General features: G+C 31.0%; 20 protein-coding genes. 19 read left to right on the forward strand and 1 reads right to left on the reverse strand.

Going from position 1 to position 19,755, the window contains the following annotated elements; genetic code table 11:
* Positions 1-18: 18 nt before the first annotated feature.
* The 13 genes from miaB (at position 19) to bioA (ending at position 12,834) form a co-directional block, all read left to right on the forward strand.
* Positions 19-1,377, forward strand: coding sequence for a tRNA (N6-isopentenyl adenosine(37)-C2)-methylthiotransferase MiaB (gene miaB, locus J2Z39_RS03775; protein ID WP_117521403.1), 1,359 nt, complete (start codon positions 19-21; stop codon positions 1,375-1,377).
* A 97-nt stretch (positions 1,378-1,474) separates the two neighbouring features.
* Positions 1,475-2,455 carry a V0D/AC39 family V-type ATPase subunit gene (locus J2Z39_RS03780; RefSeq protein WP_209813851.1) on the forward strand — a complete coding sequence of 327 codons (981 nt, stop codon included), beginning with the start codon at positions 1,475-1,477 and terminating at the stop codon, positions 2,453-2,455.
* A gap of 2 nt (positions 2,456-2,457) precedes the next feature.
* Complete coding sequence (locus J2Z39_RS03785) at positions 2,458-3,336, forward strand: V-type ATP synthase subunit I domain-containing protein (protein ID WP_209813853.1); 879 nt, start codon at positions 2,458-2,460, stop codon at positions 3,334-3,336.
* Between the two features lie 15 nt (positions 3,337-3,351).
* On the forward strand, positions 3,352-5,184 hold the full coding sequence (locus tag J2Z39_RS03790) for a V-type ATP synthase subunit I (protein ID WP_209813854.1): 1,833 nt from the start codon (positions 3,352-3,354) through the stop codon (positions 5,182-5,184).
* Positions 5,185-5,201: 17 nt separating this feature from the next.
* Entirely contained in the window at positions 5,202-5,648 is a 447-nt protein-coding gene (locus J2Z39_RS03795; RefSeq protein ID WP_117521409.1) for an ATP synthase subunit C, read from the forward strand.
* Between the two features lies 1 nt (position 5,649).
* Positions 5,650-5,889: a V-type ATP synthase subunit F gene (locus J2Z39_RS03800; protein WP_117521410.1), complete on the forward strand. Its 240-nt coding sequence runs from the start codon at positions 5,650-5,652 to the stop codon at positions 5,887-5,889.
* Between the two features lie 11 nt (positions 5,890-5,900).
* Positions 5,901-6,506 (forward strand): V-type ATP synthase subunit E, encoded by a 606-nt coding sequence (locus tag J2Z39_RS03805; RefSeq protein ID WP_209813856.1) that lies wholly within the window; start codon positions 5,901-5,903, stop codon positions 6,504-6,506.
* Positions 6,490-8,247 (forward strand): V-type ATP synthase subunit A, encoded by a 1,758-nt coding sequence (locus J2Z39_RS03810; RefSeq protein WP_209813857.1) that lies wholly within the window; start codon positions 6,490-6,492, stop codon positions 8,245-8,247. The genes J2Z39_RS03805 and J2Z39_RS03810 overlap by 17 nt, the downstream gene beginning before the upstream one ends.
* A complete protein-coding gene (locus J2Z39_RS03815; RefSeq protein ID WP_117521416.1) occupies positions 8,240-9,604 on the forward strand; it encodes a V-type ATP synthase subunit B in 1,365 nt (454 codons plus the stop codon). Before J2Z39_RS03810 ends, J2Z39_RS03815 begins: the two co-directional genes overlap by 8 nt.
* A 2-nt stretch (positions 9,605-9,606) precedes the next feature.
* Positions 9,607-10,248 carry a V-type ATP synthase subunit D gene (locus J2Z39_RS03820; protein WP_117521418.1) on the forward strand — a complete coding sequence of 214 codons (642 nt, stop codon included), beginning with the start codon at positions 9,607-9,609 and terminating at the stop codon, positions 10,246-10,248.
* A gap of 127 nt (positions 10,249-10,375) precedes the next feature.
* Positions 10,376-10,930, forward strand: coding sequence for a biotin transporter BioY (locus tag J2Z39_RS03825; protein ID WP_117521420.1), 555 nt, complete (start codon positions 10,376-10,378; stop codon positions 10,928-10,930).
* A gap of 12 nt (positions 10,931-10,942) precedes the next feature.
* Entirely contained in the window at positions 10,943-11,626 is a 684-nt protein-coding gene (gene bioD / locus J2Z39_RS03830; RefSeq protein WP_209813859.1) for a dethiobiotin synthase, read from the forward strand.
* An 8-nt stretch (positions 11,627-11,634) separates the two neighbouring features.
* Entirely contained in the window at positions 11,635-12,834 is a 1,200-nt protein-coding gene (bioA, locus tag J2Z39_RS03835) for an adenosylmethionine--8-amino-7-oxononanoate transaminase (protein ID WP_209813861.1), read from the forward strand.
* A 438-nt stretch (positions 12,835-13,272) separates the two neighbouring features.
* Here bioA and rodA read toward each other — a convergent pair whose 3' ends face one another.
* Positions 13,273-14,457, reverse strand: a complete 1,185-nt coding sequence (rodA, locus tag J2Z39_RS03840; RefSeq protein ID WP_209813863.1) for a rod shape-determining protein RodA — start codon at positions 14,455-14,457, stop codon at positions 13,273-13,275.
* 95 nt (positions 14,458-14,552) lie between these two features.
* On the opposite strand from rodA, the gene nth reads away from it, so the two are divergent.
* The 6 genes from nth to J2Z39_RS03870 all read left to right on the forward strand — a co-directional run bounded on the left by nth (position 14,553) and on the right by J2Z39_RS03870 (position 19,749).
* Positions 14,553-15,194, forward strand: a complete 642-nt coding sequence (gene nth / locus J2Z39_RS03845; RefSeq protein ID WP_288222857.1) for an endonuclease III — start codon at positions 14,553-14,555, stop codon at positions 15,192-15,194.
* Entirely contained in the window at positions 15,187-16,038 is an 852-nt protein-coding gene (locus J2Z39_RS03850; protein WP_209813866.1) for an HAD family hydrolase, read from the forward strand. Before nth ends, J2Z39_RS03850 begins: the two co-directional genes overlap by 8 nt.
* Positions 16,031-16,489 (forward strand): tRNA (cytidine(34)-2'-O)-methyltransferase, encoded by a 459-nt coding sequence (locus tag J2Z39_RS03855; RefSeq protein ID WP_209813867.1) that lies wholly within the window; start codon positions 16,031-16,033, stop codon positions 16,487-16,489. Before J2Z39_RS03850 ends, J2Z39_RS03855 begins: the two co-directional genes overlap by 8 nt.
* Positions 16,490-16,497: 8 nt before the next feature.
* Positions 16,498-17,427 (forward strand): thioredoxin-disulfide reductase, encoded by a 930-nt coding sequence (gene trxB / locus J2Z39_RS03860; protein WP_209813868.1) that lies wholly within the window; start codon positions 16,498-16,500, stop codon positions 17,425-17,427.
* A 63-nt stretch (positions 17,428-17,490) separates the two neighbouring features.
* Complete coding sequence (gene gap / locus J2Z39_RS03865; RefSeq protein WP_117521436.1) at positions 17,491-18,495, forward strand: type I glyceraldehyde-3-phosphate dehydrogenase; 1,005 nt, start codon at positions 17,491-17,493, stop codon at positions 18,493-18,495.
* 57 nt (positions 18,496-18,552) lie between these two features.
* A complete protein-coding gene (locus J2Z39_RS03870) occupies positions 18,553-19,749 on the forward strand; it encodes a phosphoglycerate kinase (protein ID WP_209813870.1) in 1,197 nt (398 codons plus the stop codon).
* Positions 19,750-19,755 lie beyond the last annotated feature (6 nt).

Below are 19,755 nucleotides of genomic sequence, written 5' to 3' on the forward strand. Positions count from 1 at the left end.
TTTTTTAAGTGAGGACATATGCAAAATTTACAAAAAGAAAAATATAAAGATTATTTTGAGGGTAAGAAATATAATATAACAACTTTCGGTTGTCAGATGAATGAACATGATTCTGAGAGAATTTCTTATATCTTAGAAGATCTAGGTTATACTTATACAAGTAATAGAGAAGATGCAGACTTTATACTTTTTAATACTTGCTTAGTTCGTGAGAATGCTGAGCTAAAGTTATATGGTCAGGTATCTTCTCTTAAAAAATTAAAGAAAGAAAATCCAGAGAAAATAATTGCTGTATCTGGCTGTATGATGCAAACTACAACAGCTAGAGGTGTAATAATAGACAAACATCCAGAAGTAGATATAATTTTTGGTACCAAGAATATAAACTCTCTTGCTGATTTAATATTTAGATATTTGGAAACAAATGAAAGAGTAATTGATATATCTACAGATGATGTAAAAGATGATTTTGAAAAATATAATGCTACTAATGATTTTCAAGCCTATGTAAATATAATGCGTGGATGTGATAATTATTGTACTTATTGTATAGTTCCAGAATCTAGAGGGCGTGAAGAATCTAGACGTCCATACACCATTATAGAAGAAGTTGAATATCTAGTAGATCAAGGATTTAAAGAAATCACCCTTTTAGGACAAAATGTTAATTCCTATGGTAATAAGGCAAATTATGATTTCACTTTTCCTGAACTTCTAGCTCGTGTGGCGAAAATTCCTGGAGTAGAAAGAATAAGATTTACTTCAAGTCATCCTAAAGATTTATCAGATGAATTAATTGATGTTATCCGTGATAATGATAATGTATGCAATTATTTCCATTTACCTATGCAATCTGGTTCTAATAGTGTTCTTAAAAAAATGAATAGACACTATACGATTGAAAAATACCTAGAAAGGGCAAATAAATTAAAGGAAGAGATTCCAGGCATAGCTTTATCAACTGATATTATTGTAGGATTTCCTACAGAAACAGAAGAAGATTTTCAAAAGACTCTTCAAGCTTGCCGTAAGGTAGGATTTGACTCAGCTTTCACCTTTAAATATTCACCAAGGCCAAAAACAGTTGCAGCTACCTACCCAATTATAGATGATAAAATTGTTCAAGATAGATTCCAAAGACTTTTAGATGAACTATATCCAACCTTTAACGAAAAAAATAAAGAATACATTGGGCGTATTGTTGATGTATTATTAGAATCAGAGTCTAAGAATGATTCAAGTGTTTTGACAGGTAGGACAGATACTTTTAAATTGGTTCATGTAAAGGCTCCAAAAGAACTTATTGGTGAGATTGTTAAGGTTAAAATAACAGACAATACTTCATTTACTATATCAGGAGATTTAGTTAACCAATAATCAATTAGATTATAAAAAATATACATTATTTATTATCCTTTAATTGTTATCTTGATAGTGTTATTATCTTAATGTTATAGGAGAAAAGAGGCGATAAATGAGAGATGTATTAGTAAAATCAAAAGCAAAAATGGGTAAAATTCCAGATAATGATCTTTATATAAGTCTTGCTAATGAAAGTGATTTATCCAAAAAGATTGATATATTATCTAAAAAATATCCTTCAATAGATAATAAGATGGATAAGAAAAGCTTAGAAGATAGTAACTTTAGAAATATGTATAAAGAACTAAAAAGTATAGATTATTTCTTAAAGGGATTAGAAAGTGATTTTTTCAATCTTTATTTTTCAAAATATGAAATACTATTTTTACAAGAGATAATAGAATCTTTAGTAAATAAAAATTTTGAGCGAAATTATATAAACTTTTCATCTAACCCATTAGCAAAAAACTTTAATTTAGATCCAAGTATGAACTTGGAAACTTTTATTGAAAAGAATAAAAATAGTAGATACTACCGAACATTAGTGCCATATTTAAATAAAAATATGGAGAAGGATTCTGTAATTTTTTTATCATCAAATGCATTGATGAAGTTTTATTACAGGATTTTACTTAAACTTGCTAAAAAATTTCCACTCAAAGAGCGAAAACTTATTGAAAACTTTTTGGGTGAGGAGATAAATTTATTAAACTTTGAGATGCTTTATAGGTTAAAATCCTATTATAATTTAAATGATAGTGATATATTTAATTATTTGATAGAAGGTGGCAATACCTTTAATGGTCAAAGACTTAAGGAATTATCTCTTTTATCTAAAGAAGATTTCTTAAAGAAAATGAAATCAAGCAAGTATAAGACTCTTTTTGATAATAATGGCCGTATTCATAAAGAAGTGCGTAAGAGAGAACTGAAGCTTTATAGAGGTGAGATAACCCGACAAAGATCAGATATCCTTTATGTAATTTCAGCTATGAATATAATTTTTATTAGTGGAGAGAATATAGAATCATTGTTAGAACTAGATGATAGTTTTACAGCTGACGAACGCATGGAATATTTGATAGTGAGGTAATAATGGCAGTTGAAAAAATGTATCTGGTAAATATGATATCAGACCTGAATAATTTGGACAGCTTTTTAGAAGATGTAATAAAAATTGGAGACATTGAACCAGTTGATGCCTTTAACCAAGTTACTAATAGGACTTTTAACATTACAGCTAGTGCTGAAAATGTTGATATTGCTGAAGATATCAATAAATTATCAGGATTTGACAGAAACGAAGATGGCTATGTAGAAAAACTAGAGGAATTAAAAAATTCTTTAAATGTATCCGATAATCCAAATGGAAAACTTGTGGATCATGAAAGGGTAAATGCCCTCTATGATGAGCTTGAAACTTTATTAGCAAAAAAACAAGAATTAGAAGAAAAATCTAAAAAGCTTAATATTTATAAAGAAAATATTGACGCTCTTAAAGAACATGATATTGATATTGAAAAAATTCAAGATTTGAAATATTTCGATTATAGATATGGTTCAGTAACAGAAGATGGTAGGTTTATACTGAAAAATAATTATGATAATATACCATCATTAATAATCCATTTAGATGGAAATGTAGATAGAGCAAGTTTAAATGCACTTGATGAAATCTATTCCCTTGATGAAGCTACTTATAAACTAAAAACTCAAACAGATAATATTCTTGAGAATGAAAAAAATAATACTAGAAATGTCTCTTTGAGTTTAGACCAAGATTACAGTAAAAAAACACATGAGCAATCTAATAAAATTTATAATGATATTATGAATGAATCTAATGATAAAGCAAATACAATTAATGCCGATTATCAATCAAGGATAAACTATATGGATAATATCTATAAAAAATATAAAGATGATGTTGTTAACAAAATTGTCGGTTATTTAATCGATGATAATAGTAATTAAGGAAAATTTAAAGTAATGGCAGATAATCAAGAATTCACACAAAATGATGATATTAGACTAAATAATGGAGAAGATTATCTACTTGTATACGCTAAAAACGTAAAAAAAGATATAAATAGAACTATAAATTCACTAGGATTTATTGACAATGAGTTACCAGAAAATATCAAAGAATATGATATTGAAAGTCAAATCGTTGAAAATAATGAAAAGCTTAATGCTATAAATCAAAAAATTGATGATTTAAAACAAAGATATAATGATGTAATAGATAATCTATCCTATAACTTAAATTTTAGCAAAGAAGCTAGCGCCTATGAAAATAGCATGGCATTTGGTGATAAGTATTTTTATTTTTCAGCTCAGGTTCCAGAATCTGATTTAAATGTTATTGAAGACTTATCTAAAAAATATCCAAATACTAAAATAGCTAGTGAAAGTAAACAAGTAGAAAATAATAAAAAACATAAACGTAAAAAAGATAAGAAATCTTCTTCAGGAAAAGAAAATTACTTATTGGTTTATCCAGAAAAGGTAAAAAAAGATGTATCAAGATCTATAAACACTCTAGGTTTTGTTGATAAAGAACTTCCAGAAGACTTTGTAATCTCAAAAATAAATGAAGAGGCTAAGAAAACCTCAGATGAGTTAAGTGAGATTAATAAGCAAATTGATGCTATTAATAGCCAATATGAAGATGTCTTAGGCAATCTCTCATATTCTCTAGATTATACTAAAAAGTCTGATCAGCTAAAGACAAAGATGGCTAAAGGGGATGACTATTTTTACTTATCAGGATGGGTTCCAGAATCTGAGCTAAAAGAGTTTGAATCTTTAGAGAATGAATATAAAGATACAACTGTGACAACTCGTGATGTTGAAACAGTCAATGAACAACCACCAACAAGGTTAAAAAATAATCCTTTATTTAGACCTTTTGAATATTTAGTAAATATGTATGGAGCTCCCAATTATGATGAAGTTGATCCAACTCCATTTTTTGCAATAACTTATATGCTCTTGTATGGACTAATGTTTGGAGATTTAGGTCAGGGATTAGTGTTTTTAGCTTTAGGTTTTTATATTTATAAGAAAAATAAAACCTATGGCGCTCTTCTTAAAAGAATAGGGATATCTGCATCTGTTTTTGGACTGATGTATGGTTCATTTTTTGGTAAGGAAGATTTAATTCCTGCCCTACTTATAAAACCATTTGATAATGTAATGACTGTTCTTATCGCCTCAGTTGTATTTGGTGTAAGTCTTATGGTAATTTCATATATCATAGGTATTTATAATAAGGTTAGCAAACAAAATAATATAGAAGAAGGTATCTTTGGTAAAGAAGGACTTGCAGGACTTATGATGATGATTTCATTTATCATAATAGTACTGAATCTTGTAAATAAAAGTCCGATACCAATGCCTATTGGTACTGTTATGCTTATACTTTCAATAATAATGATGGTATTTAAGCAACCAATTGCAAGAAAGATTACAGGATCAAAAAGACTTTACGATTCAAATAAGAGCGATTACTATATAGAAAGTTCATTTTCAATTATAGAAGCACTTTTATCAGTATTTTCAAATCTTGTATCTTTTACAAGAGTTGGAGCTTTTGCTATAAACCACGTTGGTTTATATATGGCTTTTGAGGTTATGGCGAATCTTGCTGGTGGATTCTGGGGTGGAGTAATCTTACTTCTGGGTAACCTATTAATAATAGGTCTTGAAGGAATGATAGTATTCATTCAAGGATTAAGACTAGAATTTTATGAAATGTTCAGCAAGTATTATGAAGGAAATGGTCGATTATTTAGACCAATTAGAACTAAAGAAAATTAATTAGAGAGGAAAAGAATATGATATTAAAAATAGGAATGTTAGCATTAGCAGTTGTAGTTATTACAATTTACTCAGGTTTATACCTACTAAAAACAAATGAAGATCCATCAAAAGATAAGATTAAAAAAGCACTTAGAATAAACTTATCAACTTTTGTGCCAGTAATGGCTATGATTTTAGTTTTACTTCTACCATCAAATACAAAAGCAGCAGCAACTGACGCAGCTGTAGCAGCAGGAAGTACTGCAAGCAATGTAGATGGACTTAGATATATTGGTGCAGCATTATCAACAGGACTTGCAACTATAGGTACTGGTTATGCTGTAGGTACAGTAGGTTCAGCAGCTTTAGGTGCTATTTCTGAAGATCAATCAATACTTGGACGTACAATAATCTTTGTAGGTCTAGCAGAAGGTATTGCTATCTTTGGTGTTATTATCTCAATATTAATCTTAAACGCATAAAATGAAGGCAAAAATATTAACTAATGACCCAAGTCTTATAGTAATGTTTAGACTTGGGTCTATTGAAGGAAGCCTAGTAAATAATCCAGAAGAGATGGATGAGGAGTTTAGAGCATCCATAAAAGATGAAAATCTTGCTGTTTTAATACTTACAACAACCACCAAGTCTTGGATAGAAAAAGAAGTTAGGGCTCATAGGGAAAGCGAAAGTATTCCTTTGATAGTAGTCATAGACGGTTAATTGGAGGTAATATGCTAGATTTAAATGCAAAACTCTCAACCTTTAGAAAGATGGTTTGGGATGAAGAAAAAGCAAGAAGTGAAGAACAATTATACAATTCTACTAATATAAATAGTCAACAAATAGAAGAAAAGAAACAAAAACTTGAAAAAGATTTAAAGAATACTCTAGAATCTCGTAAAAGCTTTGCCACTATTCGTGGAAATGAAAGAATAGCAAAACTTGAAGAAGAACAAAAGACAAACTTTTATGCCCACAAGGAATTCTTACTCAATGAATTAGTGGGTGAAATAAAAGAGAAATTGATAGAATATACAAAAACAGATGAGTATAAAAATTCTTTATCTACTAACATAGAAAAAAAATTAGAGGAATTAAATGAATCTAGTGATAATTTTGAAATCTTAGTAAGAAAAGAAGATATGAATCTTATATCCTATCCTCATTTAGGTCACTTAGATGAAAAATATATAGGTGGTTTTATATTAAAATCCATTGATGGATCCTACCAATATAATTACACCTACCTAAAAAAAATTGAGGAAGAAAAATATGATATAGGAAGAACTTTATATAATCTGTTTGAGAAAGAGAGTTTTAATGAATCCAACAATTAAAACAATAAATGGACCAGTAGTAATCGCAAAAAATGCTGGTGATCTTAAAATTCGTGAAATGGTAAGTGTCGGTGACCTTAAACTTATCGGTGAAGTAATCTCGGTAGATGGTGATTTTGCTACTATAGAAGTTTATGAAGATACTTCTGGACTTCGAGCAAATGAACCTATTATATCTACACACAGACCGCTTTCCGTAAGACTTGGTCCAGGTCTTTTAAAGAATATGTTTGATGGTATAGAAAGACCACTTGAAAAAATAATGGATGAGAATGGAGCCTTTATACCATCAGGTATTGGATTTACTAACCTTGATGAAGAAAAAGAATGGGATGTTGATATAAAAGTTAAAGATGGTGAATCCATTCATGTTGGCGATATTTATGCTACTATCAAGGAAACAAAAACTATCGAGCATAGGTTAATGAGTACTGTTGATGGAACTATCAGTGAGGTAAAAGCATCAGGCACTTATAAACTAGAAGATACTATAGTTAAAGTAAAAACCAATGAAGGTATTGAGGAGCTTAAGCTATATCAATACTGGCCAGTTAGAAATCCACGTCCAGTAAAAAAAGTAAGACCATTAGAGCTTTTACTTAATACAGGACAAAGAGTATTAGATGTATTTTTTCCAGTTGCAAAAGGTGGTACAGTAGCTATTCCGGGAGGATTTGGTACTGGAAAAACTATGCTTCAACACCAATTTGCTCAGTATGCAGATGCAGATATTATTATCTACATAGGTTGTGGTGAACGTGGTAACGAAATGACCCAAGTACTTGAAGAATTCCCAGAACTTATAGATCCAAATACTGGTTACGGTTTGATGGAAAGAACAATCCTTATAGCAAATACATCAAATATGCCAGTAGCTGCTCGTGAAGCTTCTATTTATACTGGAATTACTATTGCTGAGTATTTTAGAGATATGGGTTATCACGTAGCTTTAATGGCTGATTCAACATCAAGATGGGCAGAAGCCTTACGTGAAATTTCTGGACGTTTGGAGGAAATCCCAGCAGAAGAAGGCTACCCAGCTTATCTAGGATCTAGATTATCTCAATTTTATGAAAGAGCAGGATATTTTACAAACTTAAATGGATCTGATGGATCAGTAACACTTATAGGAGCTGTTTCACCATCTGGAGGAGATTTCTCAGAACCAGTAACCGAAAATACCAGAAGGGCTGTAAATGTATTTTTAGGCTTAGATAGAAAATTAGCATATTCACGTCATTATCCAGCTATTAACTGGATGACTTCATACTCAAATTATGTGGATACCATTAGATCATATTACCAAGAAGAAACTGGTGAAGATATAATTGGTGTACGCAATGAGTTAATGAATGTCTTATTACAAGAAGAAGAAGTTAGCTCAATATTAATGTTAGTAGGTAAAGATGCCCTATCTGATAGTCAAAGAAATATTCTTGATGTTGCAGAATTAATTAGAGTAGGATTTTTGCAACAGAACGCTTACAATGATACTGATAAATATGTGCCACTAGAAAAACAAATAAAAATGTTAAAAGTAATAGAGAATTATTATCATAAATCAGATGAAGCAATTAAAAATGGTATTCCATATAATAGAGTGTATGATCCTAAAATAATTAATGATATTACTCAAATGAAATATAATATAAAAAATGATGATTTAGATAAATTTACAGTTTTAAACAATAAACTTGAATCACATTTCCTAGGTCTTGGAGGAGGCGAAATTAATGCGTAAAGAATATACAAAAGTTAAAAGAATCGAATCCTCAATTATTGAAATAGAAAATGTAGCAGATGTAACTTATAATGCTGTTGTTTCTGTTCACGCTTTAGGAATGGATTTTGTAGGACAAGTTGTTAAAATAGATGATGAAACTATATCAATTGAGGTTTTTGGTAATACACAAGACTTTTCTCTTGATGATATAGTAATAAGTTTTGAGGAAAAACCTCTTGCAATCCCACTTAATGAAAAGATTTTGGGTCGTACATTTGACGGGCTTGCTCGCCCAATAGATAATGGTGGAGAAATCTATTCTGAAAAAAATTATTCAGTTGAAGGTGAGCCACTAAATCCAGTTGCTCGTGAGTATCCAAGAGACTTTATACAAACGGGAATATCAGCGATAGATACGCTAACAACTCTAATTCGTGGACAAAAATTACCAATATTTTCCGGATATGGTTTATCACATAATCAAATTGCAGCCCAAATAGTAAGACAAGCAAAACTTAAAACTGATGAAGACTTTGCTTTTGTTTTTGCTGCTATGGGAATTAAAAAAGATGAAGCTATGTTTTTTGAAGACGCTTTTAATAAAGCAGGTGTACGTGACAAGGTTGTTATGTATCAAAACCTAGCAGATAGTCCAATTATGGAAAGACTTATAGCTCCAAAATGCGCATTAACTGCTGCAGAATATTTAGCTTATGAAAAAGGATACCATGTTTTAGTAATAATTACAGATATGACATCATATTCAGAAGCTTTGCGTGAAGTATCTTCAATTAGACAAGAAGTCCCTTCCCGTAAGGGGTATCCAGGATACTTGTATTCTGATCTTGCTACTTTATATGAAAGGGCTGGTATGATTAGAGATGTAGATGGATCGGTAACACTTATACCAATTTTAACAATGCCTAACGATGATATTACTCACCCAGTACCAGATCTCACAGGTTATATTACTGAAGGACAGATAGTAATTGATAGATCTTTATACAACAAAGGAATTTACCCACCAATAAATGTTTTACCATCACTTTCAAGGCTTATGAAAGATGGTATTGGTGAAGGATATACAAGAGCAGACCATGAAGACTTGATGAACCAAATTTATGAATCATATTCTCATGTTGGAGAAGTTAGAAATATTGCTCAGATAGTTGGTGAAGATGATCTGTCAGATATAGATAAAAAGTATCTTGAATTTGGTGATGAATTTGAAAAAAGATTTTTATCTCAACAACCTACTGAAAATCGAGAACTTGAGGAAAGTTTAGATTTAGGTTGGGAAATCCTAAAAATCTTACCAAGAACAGAACTTCATAGGGTAAGTCCAGAAAATCTTGATAAATTCATAGGTAATTAATTATGGAAATAAAATCTACAGCTCCTACCAAGGCCAATTTAATTGCTGCAAAAGATCATCTAAGCTTATTGCAGGGTGGGTTAGATATACTAGATAAGTCTAGAAAAGCACTCATTCAAGCGCATGATAGCAAAATAAAACAAAGGGATGACTTAAATGAAGAAGTAAATGAAACAATAGAAAAAGTTAGCAAAAATTTTAAACGCGCTATGATTACTATGGGGGAATCGAAACTTGATGACATATCAAGAATTGTACCAGTAGATAATAGTATAAGTTTGCAAGAAGATGAATTTATGCAAACAAAAATTTATAACATAAATTTTGAGCCATCTAAATTAAATTTATCTTATTCATTTTATGAAACAAATGAGGCGTTTGATGTAGCTTTGTTATCGTTTAATGAACTTAAAGATAAAATTTATAAGCTTGCAGAGCTTGATACTACAATTAATAACCTTGATAGACAAATAAAAAAGACAAGTAAGAAAGTAAACTCTCTGGAAAAAGTTCAAATTCCCAAGACAGAGGAAAGAATAAAAACAATTTCTGCTTTGATTGAAGAAAAAGAAAGAGAAGAATTTTCAAAAACTAAGATGGTTAAGGATAAAAAAATTAGAGATCAAAAAAATGCTGCTGATTAATTAGCAGTATTTTGCTCTCTTTTTTTTGCAAATAATGGACCTAAATGAATAATGAGTTGACAAAACTACTTTTTGATGATAGCTTATTTAAGGTAAATGTTCAAAATAATAACTATGGAGGAAATATTTGAAAATTTCAAAAGTAAGAGATTTAGTTTTGTGCTCTTTGTTTGTAGCATTAATTATTGTTGGAACTTTTATAAGAATACCAATTCCAGTTTTGCCATTCACACTGCAACTATTATTTACAATGCTTGCAGGATTATTATTAGGACCAAAACTTGGCGCCACTTCTGTAATCGTTTACATAATATTAGGTCTTATAGGTATTCCTGTATTTACTGAGGGCGGCGGAATTGGATACGTTTTTAAACCAAGTTTTGGGTACATAATAGGTTTTGTATTTTCGACTTATGTTACAGGGAAGATCGCTAATAAAGAAAAAAATCCAAGTATGAAAAGACTTCTTATTGCAAACTTTGCAGGTCTTTTTATACTTTATGCTATTGGGATGATTTATTATTACTTAATTAGTAATTTTTATTTAGGATCGCCAATTGGAGTAAAGGCACTTATTTTATATTGCTTTATACTTGCAATACCAGGAGATATTCTTCTTTGTATCTTGGGGGCAATACTTGGTAAAAGACTTATTCCAATGGTAAACAAAGGATTTAATTAAAAGGAGGAAAAATTGAGTAAAAACGTTTTTGTAACAGGAACTGGAACTGAAATAGGAAAGACTTATGTGGCAGGTCTTATGGTAAAAAAATTAGCTGAAGCTAATTTAAAATCAGGATACTATAAGGCGGCAATGAGTGGGAATGAAAGAGATGAAAAAGGTCAGCTTATTCCAGGTGATGCAAAATTTATAAAAGATTTTGCAAATATTGAACAGTCTTTAGATACAATGAGCCCTTACATTTATGAGAAGGCAGTATCACCTCATTTGGCATCACAAATAGAAGGAAATCCAGTTGATTTAGATGTAGTAATAGAAAATTTTGAAAAGCTTAAAAATAAATATGATTATATAACTTTAGAAGGTTCAGGTGGGATTTTATGTCCTCTTCGCTTTGATGAGGAAAAAATATTTTTAGAAGACTTTATAAAAAAATCTAATATTTCTTGTGTTATAGTAGCAGATGCAGGGCTTGGAACTATAAATGATGTTGTACTAACAGCTTTTTATATGAAAGAAAATAATATAGATTTAAAAGGAATAATTTTTAATAACTTTATAACAGGAGATTTATTGCAAGAAGACAATATAAAAATGTGCGAATACATGACGGGATCAAAGGTTATTGCCTGTGTTAAAAAGAATGATAAAGACCTTGACATCGATGTCGAAGATTTAAAGAGAATTTATGAATAGGAGTTATTATGATTTGGTATCCTTATGAACAATTGAAAACAATGAAAGATCCCTACAAAGTTGTTGATGCTAAGGGAGTTTATCTTTACACAGAAGATAACAAAATGATAGACTCTGTTTCTTCATGGTGGAGTAATATCTATGGTTATAAAAATGAAAGATTAAATGAATCAATTATAAATCAAGTAAATAAATTTTCTCATGTCATGCTTGGTGGAATTACTCATGAACCTGTAGAAACTCTTTCTAATAAATTAAAAGAATTCTTGCCTGGAGATTTAGATTACCCTTTCTTTTCTGACTCTGGATCTGTTGCAGTTGAAGTAGCTCTTAAAATGGCACTTCAATTTTATATGAATAAAGGTGAAGAAGATCGAACAATGATTCTCGCACTTAATCATGCTTATCATGGAGATACTTTTAAAACTATGGAAGTGGGAGATGATGAAGATTATCACTTTGTTTTAAAGGCCTATGGAAAGAGCAAATATGTAGTTCACATTCCAACAGAAATTGATGCATTAGAAGATGCTTTTGAAAAATATGGGGATAGATTAAATTCATTTATAGTTGAACCACTCCTTCAAGGAGCTGGTGGAATGAGGATGTATGATATTTCCTTCTTAGAAAGAGCCAGAGAGCTTTGTGATGAGTATAATGTACTTTTAATTTTTGATGAAGTAGCAACAGGTTTTGGTAGAACTGGAAATAGATTTGTAGCAGATTTAGTTTTGCCAGATATAATATGTTTAGGAAAGGCGCTAACTGGAGGTTACATTGGTCATGCAGCTACAGTTGCAAATAAAAAAGTTTTTGATGCCTTTTACGACGACGATCCAACTCATGCGCTAATGCATGGTCCAACATTTATGGCAAACCCATTAGCTTGTTCAGTAGCAATTAGTGGAATAGAAATTTTTGAAGAAGAAAATTTTATGGAAAAAATAAAGAAAATAGAAGAGATACAAAGAGAAGAGATGGCTGGATTCACACATCCTAAGATAGAAGAAGTAAGGGTTATGGGTGGATGCGTTTGTATTGAAGTAAAAGATGAAAAAGACATTCGTGGTTTTCAAGAATTTGCTTATAAAAGAGGAGTATTTGCAAGACCTTTTATAAAGTATATTTATTCCATGGTGCCTTATGTAATAAGTGAAGATGAACTTAGAAAAGTTATGAGAACTATGAAAGAGTGGTTTGAAAGATAATTTTATATTTTATTATTTTTTTAGAGCCCTTTGATAGATAGTAAATGACCACATAGTGTAAGAAAAGGAAGTGAGTCCTATCTTGCACTATTTTTGTACAATGAAAGATTAGTATGTTTTATAGTTAAAATATCCGTCCAAAAACTAAGATCATATAGTTCTAGAAATTTTTAAAAATGAAGATTATTAAATTAATTAGAAAGATTATAAGAATAAAAAATATTAATGGGGCTATTGTAGAATGAATGAATCGTCCCAAAATCATTAGAAGAACCTATACAGAAATTTTCTCTCCACGAGATGGCAGGCTATATAAATAATTTCCTAGGAGAACTTCTTCTAATGAAGGGATGATAACTATTCATATTTTTGTAACAGATCATGCTGCTATGTTCTAATTTAAATTACCATATGGCAGAATAACCTAATTAATTTCAGTTAAATTTGACTTTTGTTAGCAAGTTTTTTACTGTTACTTACCAATTTAGGATCAATAACGTTCATAGTTTCATAATCCAACGAGTCTGGATCCCTATATGATTTTTGCATAGAGGCTGTTAAGGCTAGACCTATTAGAATCAAACAAATTAATTGGAAAGTACCTCCAGAAGATAATAGTGGAAGTGGAATACCTGTTACGGGCATGATTCCTATAGTCATACCAATGTTTTCAAATATATGTATGAAAAGCATTGCTGCTACACCTGTTACCATAATAGTTATAAAAGTATTATTAGATTTACGAGCTATCATTACCAATCTAATAATTATAATGGTAAATAATATTACAAGAATTATAGCACCAATAAAACCTAGTTCTTCAGCTAGAACAGAAAAAATAAAATCTGTTTCTTTTTCAGGGATATATCCGTATTGAGACTGACTACCTTTTAGAAATCCTCGTCCATTAAGCATTCCAGATCCTATGGCTATCATACCTTGATATTGTTGCCAGTTTGATCCTGAAATATCACGTGAAGGATTTAGGAAGTTTTGAATTCTATCAGCTCTAAAGCCAGACAGATTAGTCAAAAGTATATATCCTCCTATAAGTCCAATTACTGCAAATAACCCTATCCATTTCCAAGAAATTCCTGCTACAAAAAGCATAGCAGCAATGAAGAAAAGATAAACCATTGCTGTACCAAAGTCAGGTTGTAATAAAATAAGACCAACAGGTATTGCAGCAAATATTAACACTCTTAAAAGAATAAGAGGTTCATTTAGCTTATCCTTATACTTATCAATGTAGGCTGCAAAAGAAAATATCAAACCAACCTTTACAATTTCTGAAGGTTGGATGGAAAATGATCCTATATAAACCCAAGATTTGGCTCCCCATTCATCTAGTCCACGTCCCAAAAATAGTGTCATCACTAAAAGAGCTAGACTTATAGCATAAATTACTTTCCAAGATTTTTTTATTACATCAAGATCCATTGTACAAAGTACAGCTATTAATATAAAGCCAATCACTGTTGAAGCTATTTGCGTTTTAATAGCTGAAAAATCTCCTCCTTGAGCCGAATACAATACAATTAGACCATAGATACTTAAAATTAAAGTTGCAAAAAGCAAAATTAAATCAAGTTCTTTTAAATTTTTTTTCTTTAAATTAAACATTCAATCACCTCATATCTAAAAACTTATTATACCATTATTACTTATTTTTTTATACAAATATATAGTATAGTCCTAATAAAGGATAAGGTGATAATATTTTAAAAAAAGAAGAAATAAAAGAAGTTTTAGATATTTTAGATGATATGTATAAGGATCCTTCAGAAAATATGTTGGAATTTGAAACGCCTTTTGAAGGACTCATAGCAACCATACTTTCAGCTCAAAGCACTGACGTAAGAGTAAATTTAGTTACAAGTAAACTTTTTAAAGAAGCTAATACTCCAGAAGACTTTGCTAAAATGGACATAAAAGACTTGGAAAATTGGATAAAGTCTATAGGTATATACAAAAATAAAGCGAAAAATATAAAAGCCACAAGTCAAATCCTTTTAGATGAATATAATGGAGAAGTCCCAAAGGAAAAAAAGGAACTCATAAAACTACCAGGTGTAGGGGTAAAGACTGCTAATGTTGTCTTAGCAAATGCTTTTGATATACCAGCTTTTCCAGTAGATACCCATGTATTTCGTGTATCAAATAGGCTAGGTCTAGCTGATGCAGATAATGTAACTAAAACTGAAAAACAATTAGAAAAGAATGTAGAAGAAGAAAGATGGAATCTCACTCACAAGCAATTAATAAGCCATGGTAGAGCTATTTGTAAGGCTCGTAGTCCAAAATGTTCTGAGTGTAAACTAAGTAAGCTTTGCTTATATTATAGGAGTAATAATGATTAAACTTTTTGCCATAGATATGGATGGTACTTTGCTAAATTCTAAAGATAGGATAAATGAAGCAAGTATTGAGGCAATAAGAAAATTAAATGAATCTGGCGTAAAGACAGTTCTTTGTAGCGGTAGAGTAGTGACTTCTCTTAAAGTTAACAATGATATACTTCAAACAGATAATCCGATGATTGCAAACAATGGTGCTGTTATAAAAGTAAATAGCAAAAAAGTTCTAAGTACTCATCCTTTAGAAGATAAGCATCTTAAAGAAATAATAGATTTTTGTGAAAATCATAAATTTGTTTATCATTTTTATGATGAGGATACATTTTATTCAAATTCTTTAGATTTTGATAGACTTGAACATTTAAAAAGGGATACAGATTATGGATTAAATTATCAATGTAATATAAATATATCTGAAGATCCTTACAAAACGTTAAAGCAAAAAGATCATAATGCAACAAAAATTTTAATAGGATGCTTAGCAAAACATCCTTATGGAGAAGAAAAATCAGTTAAAATAATTGAAAATGAGTTTAAAGATAGATTATATATTACCTCATCAGGTTGGGGATCAGTAGAAATTATGGAGCCTGCTGTTAATAAGTGGAATGGTATCTTAGAGTTGACTGATTTTTTGGGTATAAAAGTAAACGAAGTAGCTGCAATTGGGGATTCATTCAATGATTTACCAATGATAAGTAAATCTCATTTAGGTTTTGCTATGGGCAATGCTAATGCTGAAGTTAAAAAAATAGCTTCTTATAAAGTGTCTGATAATAATAGTACAGGAATAAGCGAAGCCGCAAATATAATATTAGAATATAATAAGGAAAATCCAAATGTTTAATATAGTTTTATTATCCCCAGAATATCCAGGAAATGTAGGAAATATTGGTAGAACTAGTGTATTAACAGAATCCAATCTTCATCTTGTTAGGCCATTTAAATTTGATTTTTCAGATAAAGCACTAAAAAAAGCAGGTATTGATTATTGGAATAAAGTAAATCTTACCATTCACGATAGTATGGATGAGTTTTTGGAATTTATAAAAGATAAAAATTTTTACTTAGTAGAAACAGGTACTGACAAAAAATATTCTGATGTAGAATTTAAGGATGGAGATTATTTAATTTTTGGTAGAGAAAAAGAAGGCATAAATCAAGCTATTCTTGATAAATATAATGAAAAAATCATTACTATTCCAATGACTAAAAAGATAGACAGATCTTTAAATTTAGCTAATTCTGTAACTATAGTCTTATATGAAGCTTTAAGACAAAATAATTTTAATTTTTAGGAGAATAAATGTACGATATTATAATTTTAGGAGCAGGTCCAGCAGGACTTACAGCAGGTCTTTATGCAGGCCGTTCAAAACTGAACACTCTAATAATAGAAAAAAATATACCAGGTGGACAAATAGCAACAACTGCAACAGTAGAAAATTATCCAGGATCAATGGAAGAAGCCACTGGAATGGGTTTATCAGATAGAATGTATAATCAAGCTAAGGAATACTGTGAATTCTTAACAACAAATGTAATAGAAGTTAACTTAGAAGGAGAAATTAAAAAAGTTTATACAGAAGATGGTAAAACTTTAGAAGCAAAAGTAATTATAGTATCTACCGGAGCAGATCATAGAAAACTTGACGTAAAAGGCGAGGAAGAATTTGCTAATATGGGAGTTTCATATTGTGCAACTTGTGACGGTCCATTCTTTATGGGTCTAGATATTTTTGTAGTAGGTGGAGGAGATAGTGCTTTAGAAGAAGCCCTATATCTAACTAAATTTGCAAAATCTGTCACTATAATTCACAGACGTGACCAATTTAGAGCAAGTCAAGTGGTTGTGGATAAAATAAAAGCTAACGGAAAAGTTAAACTTGTATTAGATTCTGTAGTTCATGAAATCAAAGGTGATAAAGAAGCAAAATCAGTTGTTGTAGAAAATGTTAAGACTGGTGAGCTAACAGAATTAAAAAGTGATAATAATAACCCGATTGGGGTATTTATATTTGTAGGATATATACCACAAACAAAAATATTTGAAGGTAAGCTTGATATGAATTATGGGTATATAGTTACTAACGATGATATGAAAACTAACATCGAAGGTGTATTTGCCATTGGGGATACCCGTGAAAAGTCTGTAAGACAAATGGTAACAGCCGCTGGAGATGGATGCATCGCTGCAGTGGTAGCTAATAGATACCTTGACGGACAAGCGTGGTAGCATACCTTGACAAATTACTAACGTATAGTTAAATGTAATTGTAGAAAACTTTTAGGAGGAATAATGACAACAAAAGTAGCAATCAACGGATTCGGTAGAATCGGACGTCTTACACTTAGAAGAATAGCTGAAGTACAAGACGATATTGAAGTAGTAGCTATTAACGACCTAATTGACAAACACGGCCTTGCTTATGCATTTAAATATGATACAGCACAAGGAAGATTTAATGGAGACTTTGAAGAAACAGAAGATGGATTTAAAGTAAATGGTAAAGAAATAAAAATCTTTGCTGAAAGAAATCCAGAAGACCTACCTTGGGGAGATCTAGGAGTAGATGTTGTACTTGAATGTACCGGACTTTTCACACAAAAAGAAAAAGCAGAAGCTCACATTAAAGCAGGTGCTAAAAAAGTTCTTATTTCAGCTCCAGGCAAAGGCGAGATGAAAACTATCGTTTACGGTGTAAACCATGAAACACTTGATGGCTCTGAAACAGTAGTATCAGCAGCAAGCTGTACAACAAACTGTTTAGCACCAATGGTAAACGTATTAAATAAAGAATTTGGTTTTGTTACAGGTCAAATGTCAACAATCCACGCTTACACAGCAACACAAGCTATCCAAGATACACCAGCAACTAAAAAAGACCTTAGAGGGGGACGTGCAGCAGCACAAAATACAATCCCAGCTTCAACAGGAGCTGCTAAGGCAGTAGGTAAAGTATTACCAGAAGTTGATGGTAAAATTGATGGTACAGCATTAAGAGTTCCAGTAATTACTGGCTCTGTTACAGAACTTTACTCAATCCTTGAAAAGAAAGTTTCTGTTGAAGAAGTTAACGAAGCAATGAAAAATTACTCAAATGATGCATTTGCTTACGAAACAGAAGATGTTGTATCAAGTGATATTGTAGGATACCCAGCAGGATCTGTATTTGATTCTCAACTTACAAAAGTTGTTGAAAATGGCGATACACAAATCGTTAAAACAGTTGCTTGGTATGATAATGAAGCAGGTTATGTATCTAACCTTGTTAGAACACTAGATTATTTAGCTAACCTTTAAGAGATAGTATAGGGGCAGAGATATTTATCTCTTGCCCTTTTATTTTTAAGGAGAATTATGAATAAGAAAACAGTAAAAGATTTAGATGTTAATGATAAAAAAGTTCTTGTAAGAGTAGATTTTAACGTTCCTCTTTCAAAAGAAAATAAAGGTGAAATAGCTGATGATACAAGAATTAAGGCAGCTTTACCAACTATAGATTACTTATTAGAAAATAATGCTAAAGTTATTTTAATGAGTCACTTGGGTAGACCAAAAGGAGAAGCAAATCCAGACTTTGCCCTAAAACCAGTTGCTGATTGGTTAGAAAATCATTATGGAGAAAAATTCCACTTCATCCCATCTCCAGAAGTAGTTGATGAAAAAGTAAAAGAAGAAGTAAACGAATTAAAAGATGGTGAAGTAGCACTTCTTGAAAATACACGATTTGTAGCTGGGGAAACTAAAAATGATGAAGAATTCTCAAAACAATTAGCTTCACTAGCTGACTTATATGTAAATGATGCCTTTGGTACTAGCCATAGAGCCCACTCATCAAATGTAGGTGTTGCAAGTATTCTTCCATCTGCTGTAGGATTTTTAATAGAAAAAGAAATTGATGTTATGGGAAAGGCCCTAGAGGCCCCAGAACATCCTTTTGTTTCAATTCTTGGTGGAGCAAAAGTATCTGATAAGATAGGTGTAATAGAAAATCTTATAGGTAAAGTTGATACTATACTAATTGGTGGAGGTATGGCTTATACATTCCTTAAGGCACAAGGAAAAGAAATAGGGAAATCTTTACTTGAGGAAGATAAGATGGACTTATCACTCGAATTAATTGAAAAAGCAAAAGCTAATAATGTAGAAATTTTATTACCAGTTGATGCAGTAATAGCTGATGAAATAGAATCTGGAGTAGAAACTGAAATTGTAGACATTGACAATATCCCAGCTGATAAAGAAGCATTAGATATAGGTCCAAAAACTGCTCAAATATTTGCTGAGAAAATTAAAGATGCAAAAACAGTTGTTTGGAATGGACCTATGGGAGTATTTGAAATCAAAGAATTCTCAAATGGTACAAATGAAGTTGCTAAAGCTCTAGCAGAATCAGAAGCTACTACTATTGTAGGAGGTGGAGACTCAGCTTTAGCTATTGAAATGGCAGGACTAAAAGATAAGATCACTCACGTATCAACTGGTGGAGGAGCAAGTCTAGAATTTTTAGAAGGTAAAGATCTACCAGGCATTTCTGCAATTGAAGATAAGTAAGGAGTT

It is taken from the genome of Anaerococcus nagyae, assembly GCF_017874535.1.
Classification (GTDB): Bacteria; Bacillota; Clostridia; order Tissierellales; family Peptoniphilaceae; genus Anaerococcus; species Anaerococcus nagyae.